The organism is Pseudomonas sp. PDM28, assembly GCF_019219115.1.
GTDB classification, from domain to species: domain Bacteria; phylum Pseudomonadota; class Gammaproteobacteria; order Pseudomonadales; family Pseudomonadaceae; genus Aquipseudomonas; species Aquipseudomonas laurylsulfatiphila.
In genome coordinates this window covers 50,078-66,618 of the sequence record NZ_JAHUWG010000008.1, presented here as the reverse complement: position 1 = coordinate 66,618, position 16,541 = coordinate 50,078, and the positions used below count along the sequence as shown (strand labels likewise).

The following is a 16,541-nucleotide window of genomic DNA, read 5'->3' as shown; positions in this document are numbered from 1 at the left end:
GGAAGTTAACGTGCTAACGATTTACAACACGCTCACCAAGAGCAAAGAAGTCTTCAAGCCGCTTGATGGCAACAAGGTGCGCATGTACGTGTGCGGCATGACCGTGTACGACTACTGCCACCTGGGCCATGGCCGCAGCATGGTTGCGTTCGACCTGGTGACCCGCTGGTTGCGCTTTAGCGGCTACGACCTGACTTATGTGCGCAACATCACCGACATCGACGACAAGATCATCAACCGGGCCAACGAGAACGGCGAGTCGTTCGAAGCCTTGACCGAGCGCATGATCGCGGCGATGCACGAAGACGAAGCGCGCCTGAACATCAAGAAGCCGGACATGGAGCCGCGTGCCACCGATCACATCCCGGGCATGCACGCGATGATCCAGACCCTGATCGACAAGGGTTATGCCTACGCCCCGGGCAATGGCGACGTGTACTACCGCGTCGGCAAGTTCATGGGCTACGGCAAGCTGTCGCGCAAGAAGATCGAAGACCTGCGTATCGGTGCGCGCATTGAAGTCGACGAGTCCAAGCAGGACCCGCTGGACTTCGTGCTGTGGAAAGCCGCCAAGCCGGGCGAACCGAGCTGGGAATCGCCGTGGGGCGCCGGGCGTCCGGGCTGGCACATCGAGTGCTCGGTGATGTCGACCTGCTGCCTCGGTGAGACTTTCGACATTCATGGCGGCGGCAGCGATCTTGAGTTCCCGCACCATGAAAACGAAATCGCCCAGAGCGAAGCGGCCACCGGCAAGACCTACGCCAACGCGTGGATGCATTGCGGCATGATCCGCATCAATGGCGAGAAGATGTCCAAGTCCTTGAACAACTTCTTCACCATCCGCGACGTGCTCGACAAGTACCACCCGGAAGTCGTGCGTTACCTGCTGGTGTCGAGCCACTACCGCAGTGCGATCAACTATTCGGAAGACAACCTCAAGGACGCCAAGGGCGCCCTGGAGCGTTTCTACCACGCGTTGAAAGGCCTGCCGAACGTGGCGCCGGCCGGCGGCGAAGCCTTTGTCGAGCGTTTCACCCAGGTGATGAACGACGACTTCGGCACGCCGGAAGCCTGCGCGGTGCTGTTCGAGATGGTCCGCGAGATCAACCGCCTGCGCGAGAGCGATCTCAATGCAGCGGCCGGCCTGGCGGCGCGTCTGAAAGAACTGGCCAGCGTGCTGGGTGTGTTGCAGCTCGAAGCCGATGACTTCCTGCAGGCCGGTGCCGAAGGGCGCGTGGATGCAGCCGAAGTCGAAGCACTGATTGCTGCTCGCCTGGCGGCACGTGCCGGCAAGGACTGGGCCGAATCTGACCGCATCCGCGACCAGCTCACCGCCATGGGCGTGGTGCTGGAAGACGGCAAGGGCGGCACGACCTGGCGTCTGGCTGACTGATTGCCTGATCCGCTGTAAAGCAAAACCCGCCTTGTGCGGGTTTTTGTTTTAGGGGCTGGCAGTTCATTTTGAAGTGACAGGGCTGACGCCTTCGCGGGCAAGCCCGCTCCCACAGGTTCAGCGGGTTGCACAGATTTTGTGTAAGACACGGACACTGTGGGAGCGGGCTTGCCCGCGAAGGGGCCCGTTCGGGCAACTTGTCATTCAGCCTGGCGCAACCGCTTGTACAGGGTATTGCGACTAACCCCCAACAGCCGCGCCAGATACGAAATATTCCCCCCGACCGCCTGTAACTGCCGATTCAGGGCTTCCACATCATTCAAGTCGATGCCCAGCGGCTCCGGCGTCTCTACCGGTTCCATCTCCAGGTCGACAAAAAAATCATCCGGCAAGTGCTCAGCCCGCACCGGCTGTTCCTCGGCCATGGCCAAGGCCACCTGGATCACGCTGCTGACCTGGCGCAAGTTGCCCGGCCACGGGTGGCGGCCGAACAAAACCATCACTTCCTGGCTCAAACCGGCCCATTGCGTCGGTTCGCGGTGCTGCTCCCACAGGCGTTTGAACAGTGCTTCCTTATCGCTGCGCTCACGCAGGGGCGGCAGTTCCAGGGTCAGGCCGCCGATGCGGTAGTACAAGTCTTCACGAAACCGCCCCAGTTGTACTTGTTCGCGCAGCGAGCGGTTGGTCGCTGAAATGATGCGCAAGTCCACAGGGAACAATTCGCTGCTGCCCACTGGCTGAACGCAACGCTCCTGCAACACCCGCAACAGTCGCGCCTGAGTCGGCAGTGGCATGTCACCGATTTCGTCGAGAAACAGCGTGCCTTTGTCAGCCTTGCGGATCAGCCCGATGCTGCCTTTCTGGTTGGCGCCGGTGAACGCGCCTTTCTCATAACCAAATAACTCGGACTCCACCAGTTCGGCGGGAATCGCCGCACAGTTGACGGCGATGAGCGCTTGTTTGCTGCGCGAACTGGCCTGATGCAGGGCTTTGACGAACACTTCCTTGCCGACCCCGGTTTCACCGTGGATCAGCAGTGGAATGTCTTTTTCCAGCAATCGCTCGGCCTGGCGCACGGCTTTTTCCACACGACTGTCGCCGAAATGCAGGGAGTTGAGGCTGATGGCCGCGGGTGTAGCTACAACCGGCTCGGTGAACACTCGGGGTTGAATTGATGCCTGTTTCGGCCGTTTCAACAGGCACTGGAAGCGGTTGCGCCCGGAAGTTTGCAAGGCAAAGGGCAGGCCTTCGGGCTGATTGAGCAGCTCCAGCAACGAGACCTTGAACAGGCTCTCGACACTGACCCGCGACAGGCTGATGCCCAGCAGATTGTCGGCCCGGCGATTGGCCGACAGCACCTGGCCGCTTTCATCGAAAATCAGCAAGCCGGCCCATTGGCTGTCGAGGTTGTTCAACCCGGTGTTGAACGTCAACTGGAAATGCTGGCCATGGAACAGGTTGAGGATCAGCCGGTTTTCCACGGTCTGGCTCATCATCTTGACCATGCCCAGGGTGTGCGATGGCGGCAGGTAGCTGTCGCTGGACACGTCCAGCACCGCGATCACCTTGCGCTCGGCATCGAAAATCGGCGCGGCGGAACCGGTCATGAAGCGGTTGGCCTTGAGGAAATGTTCGTCGTGCTCGATGTGCACGGCTTGTTCACAGGCCAGGGCGGTGCCAATGGCGTTGGTGCCGGTGCAACGCTCCATCCAGCTGGCGCCGGCGCTGAAACCCCGGGCCAGTTTCGGCTCGATAAAGCGCTGGGTGCCCCACGATGTGAGCACCTGGCCCTGATGGTCGGCGAGCATGATCAGGCAATTGGAATTGCTCAGGATGTTCTCGTAGTAGGGCAGCACTTCCTGATGGGTGGTTTGCACCAGTGAATGCTGGCTCTCCAGCAATTGCGCGATGCCCGCGGCCGGCAATTGATCGAATGCCGGCGCGCTCTGATGACTGAGTCCGAACGCGCGGCAACGCGACCAGGAGTCCTGGATGATGGCGTCGTGGGACAGCGGCGATGCGGGTGCGGGCATGGCAGTCGATCTCTGGGCGAGCTTTTATTGTTTTTATGGGATAGCGCCGATCCCTGTAGGAGCGAGCTTGCTCGCGATGCACGTGAGAGCGCCGCGTTTACTCAGGCAGCCCTCGTCAACGTTAACGTCCATCGCGAGCAAGCTCGCTCCTACAGGGGCCGTGAACAGTCCGTAGAGTGTTGTTCACTATTGTTCACTGTCAATGGGTGAACTGTTCAATTGTTCATTTCAGATTGTTCATTTGTGTTCAGCAACGAACGTCGGCGGGCTGTGGTTTTCACTGATTTCTAGCTGAATCAATGGCTTGGGATTTTTGGCACGGATGTCGCTTTATCGCTCCGGTCGCTTGATTCCAATAATAAAAGGCCGAGCCATGTCACTCACCCTGGAGCACGTCAGCCGCACCGTCGAGGGCCAGACCTGGATCGACGATGCCAACCTGAGTTTTGAACCCGGTTCCTTCAACGTTTTGCTGGGGCGCACCCTGTCCGGCAAAACCAGCCTGATGCGCCTGATGGCCGGTCTGGACAAGCCCGACAGCGGCCGCATCCTGATGAACGGCGTCGACGTTACCCAACGGCCGGTGCGCCTGCGCAATGTGTCGATGGTCTATCAGCAGTTCATCAATTACCCGACCATGACGGTGTTCGACAACATCGCCTCGCCGCTGCGCCAGGCCGGTGTATCCAGCGAGCTGATCCAGAGCAAGGTGCTGGAAACCGCGAAGATGCTGCGCATCGAAAAATTTCTGAAGCGTTATCCGCTGGAGCTTTCCGGTGGCCAGCAACAACGCACGGCCATGGCCCGGGCGCTGGTCAAGGATGCCGAGTTGATCCTGTTCGACGAGCCGCTGGTCAACCTCGACTACAAGTTGCGCGAGGAACTGCGCCAGGAAATGCGCGAGCTGTTCAAGGCGCGCCATACCATCGCGATCTACGCCACCACCGAACCCAACGAGGCCCTGGCCCTGGGCGGTACCACCACCATTCTTCACGAAGGCCGGGTAATCCAGAGCGGCCAGTCGTCTTCGGTCTATCACCAGCCGCAAACCGTGCTGGCGGCGGAGCTGTTCTCCGAACCGCCGATCAACCTGATGCCGGGGCGCATTGCCGGCAACGAAGTGAGTTTCGCCAACTTCGTGCACTTTCCGCTGAACGTCGATTTGCGCCCGGTGGGCGAGGGCGAGTTCCGTTTCGGCGTGCGACCCAGCCATATCTCGCTGGTGCCGAGCAATGACGATGACCTTGAACTGGCGGTGACCGTCGAGGTGGCCGAAATCAGTGGCTCGGAAACCTTCCTGCACGTGCGCAACGAGCATTTCCTGCTGGTGCTGCACTTGCCGGGTGTTCACGAATACGACGTCGATGCACCCATCCGTATCTACATCCCGACCCATAAACTGTTTGTGTTCGATACGCAGGGCCGGCTGGTGCAGGCGCCGGGCCAGCGTGTCGCGAGGGTAGCCTGATGGCCGAAATCCGTTTGCAGAACCTCGCCCACAGCTACACCAAAACCCCGGTGGGACCCGAGGACTACGCGATCCGCGAGATGGACCACATCTGGGAGCAGGGCGGCGCCTATGCGTTGCTCGGTCCGTCGGGCTGTGGCAAATCAACCTTGCTCAACATTATTTCCGGGCTGCTCAGCCCGTCCCAGGGCCATGTGCTGTTCGACGGCAAAGCGGTCAACGACCTGACGCCGGAGAAGCGCAACATTGCTCAGGTTTTTCAGTTCCCGGTGGTCTACGACACCATGACGGTGTTCGACAACCTGGCCTTCCCCCTGCGCAACCAGGGCATGGCCGAGGCAAGAATTCATACCAAGGTGCAGGAAATCGCCGAGGTCCTCGACCTGCAGAACCTGCTGGGCAAAAAGGCGCGCAACCTCACCGCCGACGAAAAACAGAAAGTCTCCATGGGCCGCGGGCTGGTGCGCGACGATGTGTCGGCGATCCTGTTCGACGAACCGCTGACGGTGATCGACCCGCACCTGAAGTGGAAGCTGCGACGCAAGCTCAAGCAGATCCACGAGCAGTTCAACATCACCATGGTCTACGTCACCCACGATCAACTGGAGGCCTCGACCTTCGCTGACAAGATTGCGGTGATGTACGGCGGGCAGATCGTGCAGTTCGGCACACCGCGGGAATTGTTCGAGCGCCCGAGCCACACCTTTGTCGGCTACTTCATCGGCAGCCCGGGGATGAACCTGATCGAGGTGCAGCCGCGACCGGGGGGCGTCGGGTTCGCCTCGACCCACCTGCCGCTGTCCGAGGCCATGCAGCAACGCATCGCCGAATCCGAATGGAAAACCCTGAAGGTCGGCATTCGCCCGGAGTTCGTCCATGTCTGGGACGAAGCCTTTGATGACGCGCTGCGGGCACAGGTCGTACACGTCGAGGACCTGGGCACTTACAAGATCATGACCCTCAACCTCGACGGCGCGACCCTGAAGGTGCGCCTGGCTGAAGACAAACCGGTACCGCAAGGCACGGCCTACATCAGTTTTCCGGCGCAGTGGTTGATGGTGTACGCCGATGATTTTCTGCTTGAAGCCCATGCCAACCAGGAGGCGCAGCCATGAACAAGGTGCAGAACAACAAGGCTTGGTGGCTGGTGCTGCCGGTGTTCCTGCTGGTGGCGTTCAGTGCGGTGATCCCGATGATGACCGTGGTCAACTATTCGGTGCAGGACATTTTCGACCAGTCCAGCCGCTATTTCGTCGGTGCCGATTGGTACAAGCAGGTACTGCTCGACCCTCGGCTGCACGACTCGCTGTTGCGCCAGTTCATCTATTCCGCCTGCGTGCTGCTGATCGAAATTCCGCTGGGCATCGCCATCGCCCTGACCATGCCGACCAAGGGCCGCTGGTCGTCGGTGGTGCTGATCGTGTTGGCGATCCCGCTACTGATCCCGTGGAACGTGGTCGGCACCATCTGGCAGATCTTCGGCCGCGCCGACATCGGCCTGCTCGGTTCGAGCCTCAATGCCATGGGCATCAGCTACAACTATGCGGCGAACACAGCGGACGCCTGGGTCACCGTGCTGGTGATGGACGTCTGGCACTGGACCTCGCTGGTGGCGCTGTTGTGTTTCTCCGGGTTGCGGGCGATTCCGGATGTGTATTACCAGGCGGCGCGGATCGACCGTGCCTCGGCCTGGGCGGTGTTCCGGCACATTCAGTTGCCCAAACTCAAGAGCGTGCTGCTGATCGCGGTGATGCTGCGTTTCATGGACAGTTTCATGATCTACACCGAGCCGTTCGTGCTGACCGGCGGCGGCCCGGGCAATGCCACGACCTTCCTCAGCCAGACCCTGACGCAGATGGCCGTAGGGCAATTCGACCTAGGGCCGGCCGCGGCGTTCTCGCTGGTGTACTTCCTGATCATCCTGTTGGTGTCCTGGCTGTTCTACACCGCCATGACTCACTCTGACGCCAACCGCTGAGGCCTGCCATGAGCAAGAGAAAGCTGATACCCCTGCTGCTCTACATCCTGTTCCTGCTGGTGCCGATCTACTGGTTGCTGAACATGTCCTTCAAGAGCAACAGCGAAATCCTCGGCGGCCTGACGCTGTTCCCACAGGATTTCACCCTGGCCAACTACAAGGTGATCTTCACCGACCCGAGCTGGTACACCGGCTACATCAACTCGGCGTATTACGTGAGCCTGAACACGATCATTTCCCTGACCGTGGCACTGCCGGCGGCTTATGCGTTTTCGCGTTATCGCTTCCTTGGCGACAAGCACCTGTTCTTCTGGCTGCTGACCAACCGCATGGCGCCGCCGGCGGTGTTCCTGTTGCCGTTCTTCCAGCTGTATTCGTCGATCGGGTTGTTCGACACCCATATTGCCGTGGCCCTGGCTCACTGCCTGTTCAACGTGCCGCTGGCGGTGTGGATTCTCGAGGGCTTCATGTCCGGCGTGCCCAAGGAAATCGACGAAACCGCCTACATCGATGGCTATAGTTTTCCCAAGTTCTTCGTGAAGATTTTCATCCCTTTGATCGGCTCCGGCATCGGTGTGACAGCGTTCTTCTGCTTCATGTTTTCCTGGGTCGAACTGCTGCTGGCACGAACCCTCACCTCGGTGAACGCGAAACCGATCGCGGCGGTGATGACGCGTACGGTCTCGGCATCCGGTATCGACTGGGGTGTACTGGCAGCGGCGGGGGTGTTGACCATCCTGCCGGGCATGCTGGTGATCTGGTTTGTTCGCAACCACGTGGCCAAGGGCTTTGCCCTGGGCCGGGTATGAGGAACTGATGATGGAATGGATGAGTTGGACCGCCCCCACGGCGGCGTTCTTCGGCGTCATTGCCTTGATCCTGGTGGGCATGACCACCTGGGAGTTGCGTTCGCCGAGCGTGCTTCGGCGAGGTTTGCTACCGATTGCCACCACCCGTGGCGATCGCTTGTTCATCGGTCTTCTCGGCAGCGCCTACCTGCATTTGCTGGTAATCGGCGTCACCGACTGGAGCATCTGGGTGGCGTTCGCGTTGTCCCTGGTGTGGCTGTTGGCTGTGATGCGTTGGGGCTAGTCGAATCGCTCGGCACTGTTGCTCCGAAACTCAATAAGGAGGTCTCTATGTTCGACAAAAACAATAAGCTGCGACATAGCATTTCATTGGCAGCCATGCTGGCACTCAGCGGTTTGAGCGCTTCGGCCTGGGCCGATGCCTACGAAGATGCCGCAAAAAAATGGATCGGCAGTGAATTCAAGCCATCCACACTGACCGCCGATCAGCAGTTGGAAGAGTTGAAGTGGTTCATCAAGGCGGCGGAACCCTTCCGCGGAATGAACATCAAGGTGGTCTCGGAAACCATCGCTACCCACGAATACGAGTCCAAGGTCCTGGCCAAGGCCTTCACCGAGATCACCGGGATCAAGCTGACCCACGACCTGCTGCAGGAAGGCGACGTGGTGGAAAAGCTGCAGACCGTGATGCAATCGGACAAGAGCATCTATGACGGCTGGGTCAACGACTCGGACTTGATCGGTACGCACTTTCGGTACGGCAAGACCGAATCGATCACCGACCTGATGGCGAACGAAGGCAAGGACTTCACCTCGCCGACCCTCGACCTCAAGGACTTCATCGGCATTTCCTTCACCACTGCGCCGGACGGCAAGATCTACCAGTTGCCTGACCAGCAGTTCGCCAACCTGTACTGGTTCCGTGCCGACTGGTTCGAACGCGCGGACCTCAAGGCCAAGTTCAAGGAAAAGTACGGCTACGACCTGGGCGTTCCGGTGAACTGGTCGGCCTATGAGGACATTGCCAAGTTCTTCAGCGAAGACGTCAAGGAAATCGACGGCAAGCGCGTCTACGGGCACATGGACTACGGCAAGAAGGACCCGTCCCTGGGCTGGCGTTTCACCGATGCCTGGTTCTCCATGGCCGGCGGCGGCGACAAGGGCATCCCCAACGGCTTGCCGGTGGACGAGTGGGGCATTCGTGTCGAGGACTGCCACCCGGTGGGTTCCAGCGTGACCCGCGGCGGCGACACCAACGGCCCGGCGGCGGTGTTCGCCACCACCAAGTACGTCGACTGGTTGAAAAAGTACGCGCCACCGGAAGCGGCGGGCATGACCTTCTCCGAATCCGGCCCGGTGCCCTCCCAGGGCAGCATCGCCCAGCAGATCTTCTGGTACACCGCCTTCACCGCCGACATGACCAAGCCAGGCCTGGCGGTGATGAACGCCGATGGCACGCCGAAATGGCGCATGGCGCCGTCACCACGGGGACCGTACTGGGAAGAGGGCATGAAGTTGGGCTATCAGGACGTGGGTTCCTGGACCTTCATGAAGTCCACGCCTGAGAAGCAGAAACTGGCGGCCTGGCTCTATGCGCAGTTCGTGACCTCGAAAACCGTGTCGCTGAAGAAAACCATCGTCGGCCTGACGCCTATCCGCGAATCGGACATCAACTCACAAGCGATGACCGACCTGGCGCCGAAACTCGGTGGCCTCGTGGAGTTCTACCGCAGCCCGGCCCGCGTGCAATGGACCCCGACCGGGACCAACGTACCTGATTATCCTCGCCTCGCGCAGTTGTGGTGGAGCCACATCGCCGAAGCGGCCAGCGGCGACAAAACCCCGCAACAGGCACTCGACGGCCTGGCCAAGGATCAGGACGCGATCATGACCCGCCTGGAGCGTTCGAAGGCACAAGCCACCTGCGCACCGAAAATGAACCCCGAGCGCGATGCTCAGTACTGGTTCGATCAACCGGGTGCACCGAAACCTAAACTGGAAAACGAGAAGCCTAAGGGGGAGACCGTGAGCTACAGCGAGCTGCTGAAATCTTGGGCGGATGCGCGTAAGTAAGTGTTTGGAGGTTTGAAAGGCGAACGGCACCGAAAGGTGCCGTTTTTTGCTGCCCACTCCGCCGACATCGCGAGCAATCTCACTCTCGCGGTTTCACGGTATGTCTGCTGATTTCGCGAACATCATTAAACTCATAGGTAAAAATCAGCGTTGTACGTTACTTGCAAATTCTGTAAGCAGTTTTATTTTATTCCTGTCGTATACGTCGATTGAGTACTGAGCTAGCTGGTACGGATCCGCCGCCATGTCCACGGGAAAAACTTTATTGTCCCTCTTGGAATAAAGAAAATTTATGCCTTGCACATCCTTGTGGAACAGATCTTTTTTCTCCATTTCATCGAACATATCTAGCAAAGCCCTGGCGGCGTGCTGCGGTATAGAACCTTTTTCAATCTCGTTGAGGGGGATGCCATCCAGTTTGATCATCTTGAGATATACCTGATTGTCCTCCAGGAGTGCTGTTGCGGATCCGGCTCCGTAATAAGCGTTAAAACTCTCTGCTTCGGACTCGATAGAACCGGGAATGCTGGTTTCTTGATTCATGCCCTTGAACTTCTTGTAAACATGTTTTCCGTCAGAACTCTCGTAGATTTCCCCCTCGCCGCCTCCTGCTATACGGGGGCGACCACCAATATCCTCTGCAACAGAAATGAAACTACTCCTGGTTTTTTCTGGCGTCAGATGAAGCTTTTCCATTAATTCGTCAAAAGGATCCGTTTTTCTGGTGCTTTCTGGAGGGCTTGGAGGCGTATCAGGGAAATTGAGTTGTTGGCTGTCGGTACTCACAATGTTTGCTGAAGACGGTGTTCCTGATAACGACGGAGGCAAGTACTCTAAGGCCTCTTCTTTCAGATGCTCTCTATTAATCCCCTCGCGTACTCGCCCATCAACATCGAAGTAAGTGATCGGATTGTTTTTCACGATAGCAAACAAATTCAATCCATCCTCTGTCCCCGCCGGATCCGGATTGAGCCAACGCTGCAACCACGCCACGTAATATCTGAAACCAAAGTAATAAAGCCCCGTTGCATCCCGCTCTTTCCCCGAGTACCGCACTGTTTTATGACTCGCCTCGACGTCCCCGCAGCCGGCGAACCACGCAGTTGTGCCAAAGGGGTGATATCGCTCCTGGCTGATCACGTAGCCTGAACTGTCGAGCTCCAAGGCGCAGGAACCCAGATGATCATTGAGGTTGTAACGATATTGATCGTTGGGAGTATCTTTGGGTGGCTCGGATTCCCAGTGCAGGACCCGCACGGTGCTGCGTCCCGCCTGAACGCTGATCACCTGCAACACGTCCCCCGTACCACTGTGGGTGCGGATTTCCAGATTTGGAAGATAACGGACTTCAGAGAACAGCGTTCGGGTATTGGTTTGCATCTGCCGGACTTTACGCACACGCATTCCATCGGCGCCGTAAACGTAGCGCTCGCTATCGTCAGGACCAGAGGCTCGCTCAACCGGCCGGACTTCGCGTAATTGGTTGCGCAGGTCCCAACGCAGAGACTGTCCGGGTTGCAGGTTGAGCAAATTGCCGTTGGCATCGAAGTCATTGCGAAAGTCTTCCTCGGTCGGTTCCACACCATTGCGCACTGGTAAACAACGGTTGCTATGCGCGGCTGCAACCAGGCGATGGCCGTGGTTTTGCACACCTTGGTGAGTTAATTCCAGTAGATTGCCACCCCGGTCGTAGCGGTAGGTCTGGGTGTAATTGGCGCACGGTGCAGGATCGTCGAACACCAATACCTGCGGGCCCTGATTGGGTCTACCAGCCTCCCACCCCGTCGCCTTTATCAACTGATAGAGGCTGTCATACACGTAGTGGTTGATCGGTTCGACCCGCTGATTGGCGAAGTAGCGGATCGGCAAGGCAGCGTCTTCGATGCTGAGCACATTGCCGACCGGGTCGTAGGCATAATGCAAGTCTTGCACAACGCTGTTGCTCCGTTTGGTTTGAAGCCGAATCAGGCGGCCGCTGTCAGGCGCGTATTGCAGTGTGGTGATTGCGCCGTTGCCAGCTATTTCCTGGACCGTCTGAGAATGGGCGTTGTACTGGATGGCACTGACCAGGATTTTCGGCTCGATCTCCTTCGCCAATTGCAGACTAACCTCGCGCAATTGGCCTTCGAGGGTTTGGCCAAGAAACTGTCGGTGGCCTTTGGCGTCGGTCTGCTCAATGATTTCGCCCAACGAGTTGAAGTGTGAGCGGCTCGTTGCCCCCTGGCCGGACTCAAGCAATTTGTCGCACTCGGTCACAAATTGGGGCCAGTCGGGGAGTTCCACGGAGCACAGAAAATATCGAGTCAGCTCTGAAACCCCACCGGTCAATCCGAATGCCGAAAATAGCTGCGTGCCTGCCGGATCATCGTGACGAATCAGTCGCCCACACTGGTTGCGCTCGGCGAATGCTGGGTCAGCTCCGCCATAACCACATCGCTCGGTACACAACGGCTGGCCATCAGCCGTCTGTTCGAACACCGCCAGCGTTCGCATTTGCTCGTCGTAGTCAGCCCAGCGCTGATTGCCCCGGCTATCCCAACTGTGCACGGGCCGATCCGGCGCACTTAACAAGCTGACATGCCACCCTGCATCGACGCTGATCGTGCTAAATACCCGGCCGGACAGGGAGTACGTCGTGGAGAGGTTGGCGGGAGCAGATGCGTCTGTCGACCGTCGCGGATCCCGCTGTGTCACCAGTCGTCCGACGATGTCATGCTGCTGCACAGTGACCCGAGTCTCGAACTCGCTGGAGTCCTGGCGCCAGTAGGCAACCTGACGCACCGGCAAGCCACGGCTGTCAGTGACCGCGATGCGTGGGGTTCGCGAGTCAATACTTGAATTCATGCGCCCGTTCCAGATCAAGTCTATGGCACGATTCAAACTAGCAATAAACAAGCACGGTGTAACCTGTCAGAGATGACAGGCCGATCAACTTTTTAGACCGAACTAATTCGAGTGGTTTGTGGGTGGACTCAAAAGGGTAGGGCAGTAATAAGTCCAAAAAACGCAAAAACGGCACCCGAAGGTGCCGTTTCTGTTTGTTGCCGAGTATCGCTTAAGCGACCAACCCGCCAGACCCGATTGCTGGACTAGAGTCAGCAGCGGTTGTGGGTAGACGCCGAGGAAGAGCGCGACCAGTGCAATGGCCAGCAGCATCGCACCGCCTGCTTTCTGTTCCCAATGCAGTTGCGCATCGTGGCGACACAGGTTCGGTTCGATCAGGTACAGGTTTACCATCACACGCAGGTAGTAGAACACGCCGATGCCTAGTACCAGGGAGCCGACCAGCCACCATTGATGCGATTCGACGCCGGTAGCGATGATGTAGAACTTGCCGATGAAGTCCGCAGTTAGCGGGATACCGGCCAGGGTCAGCATCTGTGTCTGTGCCACTGCCTTCGCGAGCAAGTCGAAGAGGTCATCCCAGACAACCACTTTCTCCACCCAGAACAACACTTATCAATACAACAGCTGACCTGTGGCGAGGGAGCTTGCTCCCGCTCGGCTGCGAAGCAGACGCCAAACTTCCAAACCCCAAGAAGTTCATCAGGTACACCGGATTTAATGGAATTGGGCCTGCTGCGCAGTCCAGCGGGAGCAAGCTCACTTGCCACAAAAACGAAACCCGAAAACTTGTCAGCCATCACCTATCATCGCATAGGCTGCTTCTTGAAAAGGGGAGGGCATTAAGATCAAAAGATCGCAGCCTTGAACCCCCTAACGCAAAAACGGCACCCGAAGGTGCCGTTTTTGTTTGCTACCGATAACGCCTAAGCGATCAACCCGCCAGACCCGACTGTTGAACCAGGTTCAGCAGCGGTTGTGGGTACAGGCCGAGGAAGAAGGCCAGTACCGCGATGGCCAGCAGCATCACGCCGCCTGCACGTTGTTCCCAATGCAGCTGGGCGTCGACGCGACGCAGGTTCGGTTCGATCAGGTACAGGGTGACCATCACACGCAGGTAATAGAACACGCCGATGGCGCTGCCCAGTACCAGGGAGCCGACCAGCCACCATTGGTGCGACTCGACACCGGTGGCGATGATGTAGAACTTGCCGATGAAGCCCGCGGTCAGCGGGATACCGGCCAGGGACAGCATCATCACGGTCAGTACGGCGGTCAGGTACGGACGGCGCCAGAACAGGCCGCGGTATTCGTACAGGGCGTCTGCGTCACGGCCTTTGTACGGCGAGGACATCAGGGTGATCACGCCGAAGGCGCCGAGGCTGGTGATCACGTAGGTGACCAGGTACACGCCGATGGCTTCCACGGCCAGGCCCTTGCTCGCCACCAGGGCGATCAGCAGGTAGCCGAAGTGAGCGATGGACGAGTAACCCAGCAGACGCTTGAGGTTGCTCTGGGTCAGTGCCAGCAGGTTACCGAACAGGATCGACGCAATGGCGATGATGGTCAGCACGTCGCTCAGCACGCCGCTGCTGGCCGCTGGCGAGATCTGGAACAGGCGCACCATCACTGCGAACACGGCCACTTTGGAAGCGGTGGCCAGGAACGCTGCGACCGGTGCCGGAGCACCCTCGTAGACGTCTGGAGTCCAGAGGTGGAAGGGCACCAGCGACAGCTTGAACGCCAGGCCGATCAGCATCATGCCCAGGCCCAGCTGTGCCAGCGAGCTTGGCAGGCCAGTAGCCGCCAGCGCCTGACCGATGCCGACGAAGCTCAGGGAGCCGGAGTCTGCGTACAGCAGGGCCATACCGAACAACAGGAACGCGGAGCCGGCAGCCGACAGCACCATGTACTTGATACCGGCTTCCAGCGAACGCTTGTTGAAGAAGGCATAGGCCACCAGACCGTAGACCGGCACCGACAGCAGTTCCAGACCGATGAACAACCCGGCCAGGTGCTGCGCGCTGACCAGCACCAGGCCACCGGCGGCGGCCATCAGGATCAGCAGGTACAGTTCTTCACGGTTGCCCGGGTAACCCGTGCCGCCATCGCCGAGGTAGGCGTGGGCGAGGGTGACACAAGCGAGGGTGGCGACCAGGATCAGTGCCATGTACAAGCAAGCGAAGCTATCGATTTGCAGCAGTGGGGTCACAGCCAATGGCGCGACTTTCAAGGCTGGCAGGATCGACAGCAACGCCAGGTTCAGACCCGCCACGGACAGCAGGAAGGTCTGGGAGTGATTGCGGCGCCAGGCAATTGCCAGCATCACCACGATGATCGTGGCGCTGGTAATCAACAGCGGCGCTAGCGCGATAAAGTGTTGAGTCGTGAATTCCATAGCGCTCTTACCGGGCCGAAGCGAGTTGAGTGAAGGCGGTGCCGAGCCACTGCTGCACGCCATGCATCGTCGCGGCAGAGGTATCGAGGAACGGTTGTGGGTACACGCCGATGTAGATCAGCAGTGCAGCCAGACCGACCACCATGATCATTTCGCGACCGTCCATGCCATGCAGTACCGCGTCCGATTTGGCCGGGCCGAAGTAGGCACGATGGATCATGATCAACGAGTAGACCGAACCGAACACCAGGCCGGACGTGGCGATGATGGTGACCCATGGGGCGATCGGGAAGGTGCCGATCAGGATCAGGAACTCACCGACGAAGTTACCGGTACCTGGCAAGCCCAGGGACGCCGCCGCGAAGAACAGGCTGAGGGCCGGCAGGTAAGCGATCTTCGACCACAGGCCACCCATTTCACGCATGTCGCGGGTGTGGGTGCGTTCGTACAGCTGGCCACTCAGGATAAAGAGTGCCGCCGCCGACAGGCCGTGGGCCAGCATCTGCATCACCGCGCCCTGCAGCGCCAGTTGGCTGCCGGAGTAGATGCCGATCAGTACGAAGCCCATGTGGGAAACGGACGAGAAGGCGATCAGACGCTTGATGTCGGTTTGCGCGAACGCCAGGAACGCACCGTAGAAGATCCCGATCAGACCCAGGGTCATGGCGATCGGCGCAAACTCGGCCGAGGCATTCGGGAACAGCGGCAGGGCGAAACGCAGCAGGCCGTAGGCCGCGGTCTTCAGCAAGATACCGGCGAGGTCGACGGAACCTGCGGTCGGCGCCTGGGCGTGAGCATCAGGCAGCCAGGAGTGGAACGGTACGACTGGCAGCTTGACCGCGAAGGCGATGAAGAAGCCGAGCATCAGGATGTACTCGGTGGTCGTCGACATCTTGGTCTTCAACAGGTCGGCGTAGTTGAAGGTAATCACGCCGGTGTCGTTGAAGTTGACCAGTACCAGGCCCAGGATCGCCACCAGCATGATCAGGCCGGAAGCCTGAGTGAAGATGAAGAACTTGGTCGCCGCGTAGATCCGGGTTTTCTTGCCGTCCGAAGAACTGTGACCCCAGAGCGCGATGAGGAAGTACATCGGCACCAGCATCATTTCCCAGAAGAAGAAGAACATGAACAGGTCGAGGGCGAGGAACACGCCAACGACACCGCCCAGGATCCACATCAGGTTCAGGTGGAAGAAGCCCACGTGACGCTGGATCTCTTTCCACGAGCAGAGTACCGAGAGGACACCCAGCAGGCCGGTCAGCATGATCATCAACAGCGACAGGCCGTCGAGGGCCAGGTGCACATTGATGCCGAAGCGCTGGATCCAGACATGCTTGAACTCAAGCGCCCAGGTCGGGTCGGCGCCAGGCGCCGGAGCAAATGAATAGTCACCGTTGGCCCACAGCCAGAGGCCGAGGGAAAGCAGCAGGGACATGGTGATCAGCGCAATCCAGCGGGGGAGGGTGGCGCCGAAGCGCTCACCCATCCAGCACAGCAGGCCGCCGATGAAGGGGATCAGGATTAGCCAAGGCAGAATCATGACGG

Annotated in this window: 11 protein-coding genes and 1 pseudogene; 7 read left to right on the top strand and 5 right to left on the bottom strand. The window is 59.0% G+C overall.

Annotation, left to right across the window (positions count from 1 at the left end):
* Window positions 1-10: 10 nt before the first annotated feature.
* On the top strand, window positions 11-1,393 hold the full coding sequence (gene cysS / locus KW841_RS19070; RefSeq protein ID WP_007970481.1) for a cysteine--tRNA ligase: 1,383 nt from the start codon (window positions 11-13) through the stop codon (window positions 1,391-1,393).
* 200 nt (window positions 1,394-1,593) lie between these two features.
* On the opposite strand, the gene KW841_RS19065 is transcribed toward cysS, so the two are convergent.
* Window positions 1,594-3,426 (bottom strand): sigma-54-dependent Fis family transcriptional regulator, encoded by a 1,833-nt coding sequence (locus tag KW841_RS19065; protein ID WP_218479069.1) that lies wholly within the window; start codon window positions 3,424-3,426, stop codon window positions 1,594-1,596.
* Between the two features lie 373 nt (window positions 3,427-3,799).
* On the opposite strand from KW841_RS19065, the gene KW841_RS19060 reads away from it, so the two are divergent.
* From KW841_RS19060 to KW841_RS19035, 6 genes are read left to right on the top strand one after another with little or no spacing between them, the layout of a single operon-like run.
* The gene (locus tag KW841_RS19060) at window positions 3,800-4,894 is read left to right on the top strand and encodes an ABC transporter ATP-binding protein (RefSeq protein WP_015094365.1); all 1,095 of its coding nucleotides are present in this window, start codon (window positions 3,800-3,802) and stop codon (window positions 4,892-4,894) included.
* The gene (locus KW841_RS19055) at window positions 4,894-6,009 is read left to right on the top strand and encodes an ABC transporter ATP-binding protein (protein WP_218479067.1); all 1,116 of its coding nucleotides are present in this window, start codon (window positions 4,894-4,896) and stop codon (window positions 6,007-6,009) included. The genes KW841_RS19060 and KW841_RS19055 overlap by 1 nt, the downstream gene beginning before the upstream one ends.
* Window positions 6,006-6,872, top strand: a complete 867-nt coding sequence (locus KW841_RS19050; protein WP_007970461.1) for a carbohydrate ABC transporter permease — start codon at window positions 6,006-6,008, stop codon at window positions 6,870-6,872. The genes KW841_RS19055 and KW841_RS19050 overlap by 4 nt, the downstream gene beginning before the upstream one ends.
* 8 nt (window positions 6,873-6,880) lie before the next feature.
* Entirely contained in the window at window positions 6,881-7,681 is an 801-nt protein-coding gene (locus KW841_RS19045; RefSeq protein ID WP_007970460.1) for a carbohydrate ABC transporter permease, read from the top strand.
* A gap of 10 nt (window positions 7,682-7,691) precedes the next feature.
* Window positions 7,692-7,964, top strand: coding sequence for a DUF2160 domain-containing protein (locus tag KW841_RS19040; protein WP_015094367.1), 273 nt, complete (start codon window positions 7,692-7,694; stop codon window positions 7,962-7,964).
* Between the two features lie 47 nt (window positions 7,965-8,011).
* Entirely contained in the window at window positions 8,012-9,754 is a 1,743-nt protein-coding gene (locus tag KW841_RS19035) for an ABC transporter substrate-binding protein (protein WP_095966507.1), read from the top strand.
* 144 nt (window positions 9,755-9,898) lie between these two features.
* Here the strand turns inward: KW841_RS19035 and KW841_RS19030 are convergent, their stop codons facing one another.
* The 4 genes and pseudogenes from KW841_RS19030 to nuoM all read right to left on the bottom strand — a co-directional run bounded on the left by KW841_RS19030 (window position 9,899) and on the right by nuoM (window position 16,536).
* Window positions 9,899-12,598, bottom strand: coding sequence for an RHS repeat domain-containing protein (locus tag KW841_RS19030; RefSeq protein WP_218479064.1), 2,700 nt, complete (start codon window positions 12,596-12,598; stop codon window positions 9,899-9,901).
* A 222-nt stretch (window positions 12,599-12,820) separates the two neighbouring features.
* Window positions 12,821-13,150: pseudogene (locus tag KW841_RS19025) on the bottom strand (proton-conducting transporter membrane subunit); the annotation flags it as partial.
* 382 nt (window positions 13,151-13,532) lie between these two features.
* Window positions 13,533-14,996, bottom strand: a complete 1,464-nt coding sequence (nuoN, locus tag KW841_RS19020) for an NADH-quinone oxidoreductase subunit NuoN (RefSeq protein WP_015094370.1) — start codon at window positions 14,994-14,996, stop codon at window positions 13,533-13,535.
* A 7-nt stretch (window positions 14,997-15,003) separates the two neighbouring features.
* Window positions 15,004-16,536: an NADH-quinone oxidoreductase subunit M gene (gene nuoM, locus KW841_RS19015; protein ID WP_007970452.1), complete on the bottom strand. Its 1,533-nt coding sequence runs from the start codon at window positions 16,534-16,536 to the stop codon at window positions 15,004-15,006.
* Window positions 16,537-16,541: the final 5 nt, after the last annotated feature.

What these genes read in the sequence shown, in the direction of transcription:
- KW841_RS19055 (WP_218479067.1), top strand. Translation starts at nt 4,894, where the DNA reads ATGGCCGAAATCCGTTTGCAGAACCTCGCCCACAGCTACACCAAAACC.
- KW841_RS19065 (WP_218479069.1), bottom strand. Translation starts at nt 3,426, where the DNA reads ATGCCCGCACCCGCATCGCCGCTGTCCCACGACGCCATCATCCAGGAC.
- KW841_RS19050 (WP_007970461.1), top strand. Translation starts at nt 6,006, where the DNA reads ATGAACAAGGTGCAGAACAACAAGGCTTGGTGGCTGGTGCTGCCGGTG.
- KW841_RS19030 (WP_218479064.1), bottom strand. Translation starts at nt 12,598, where the DNA reads ATGAATTCAAGTATTGACTCGCGAACCCCACGCATCGCGGTCACTGAC.
- nuoM (WP_007970452.1), bottom strand. Translation starts at nt 16,536, where the DNA reads ATGATTCTGCCTTGGCTAATCCTGATCCCCTTCATCGGCGGCCTGCTG.
- KW841_RS19060 (WP_015094365.1), top strand. Translation starts at nt 3,800, where the DNA reads ATGTCACTCACCCTGGAGCACGTCAGCCGCACCGTCGAGGGCCAGACC.
- KW841_RS19035 (WP_095966507.1), top strand. Translation starts at nt 8,012, where the DNA reads ATGTTCGACAAAAACAATAAGCTGCGACATAGCATTTCATTGGCAGCC.
- KW841_RS19040 (WP_015094367.1), top strand. Translation starts at nt 7,692, where the DNA reads ATGGAATGGATGAGTTGGACCGCCCCCACGGCGGCGTTCTTCGGCGTC.
- KW841_RS19045 (WP_007970460.1), top strand. Translation starts at nt 6,881, where the DNA reads ATGAGCAAGAGAAAGCTGATACCCCTGCTGCTCTACATCCTGTTCCTG.
- nuoN (WP_015094370.1), bottom strand. Translation starts at nt 14,996, where the DNA reads ATGGAATTCACGACTCAACACTTTATCGCGCTAGCGCCGCTGTTGATT.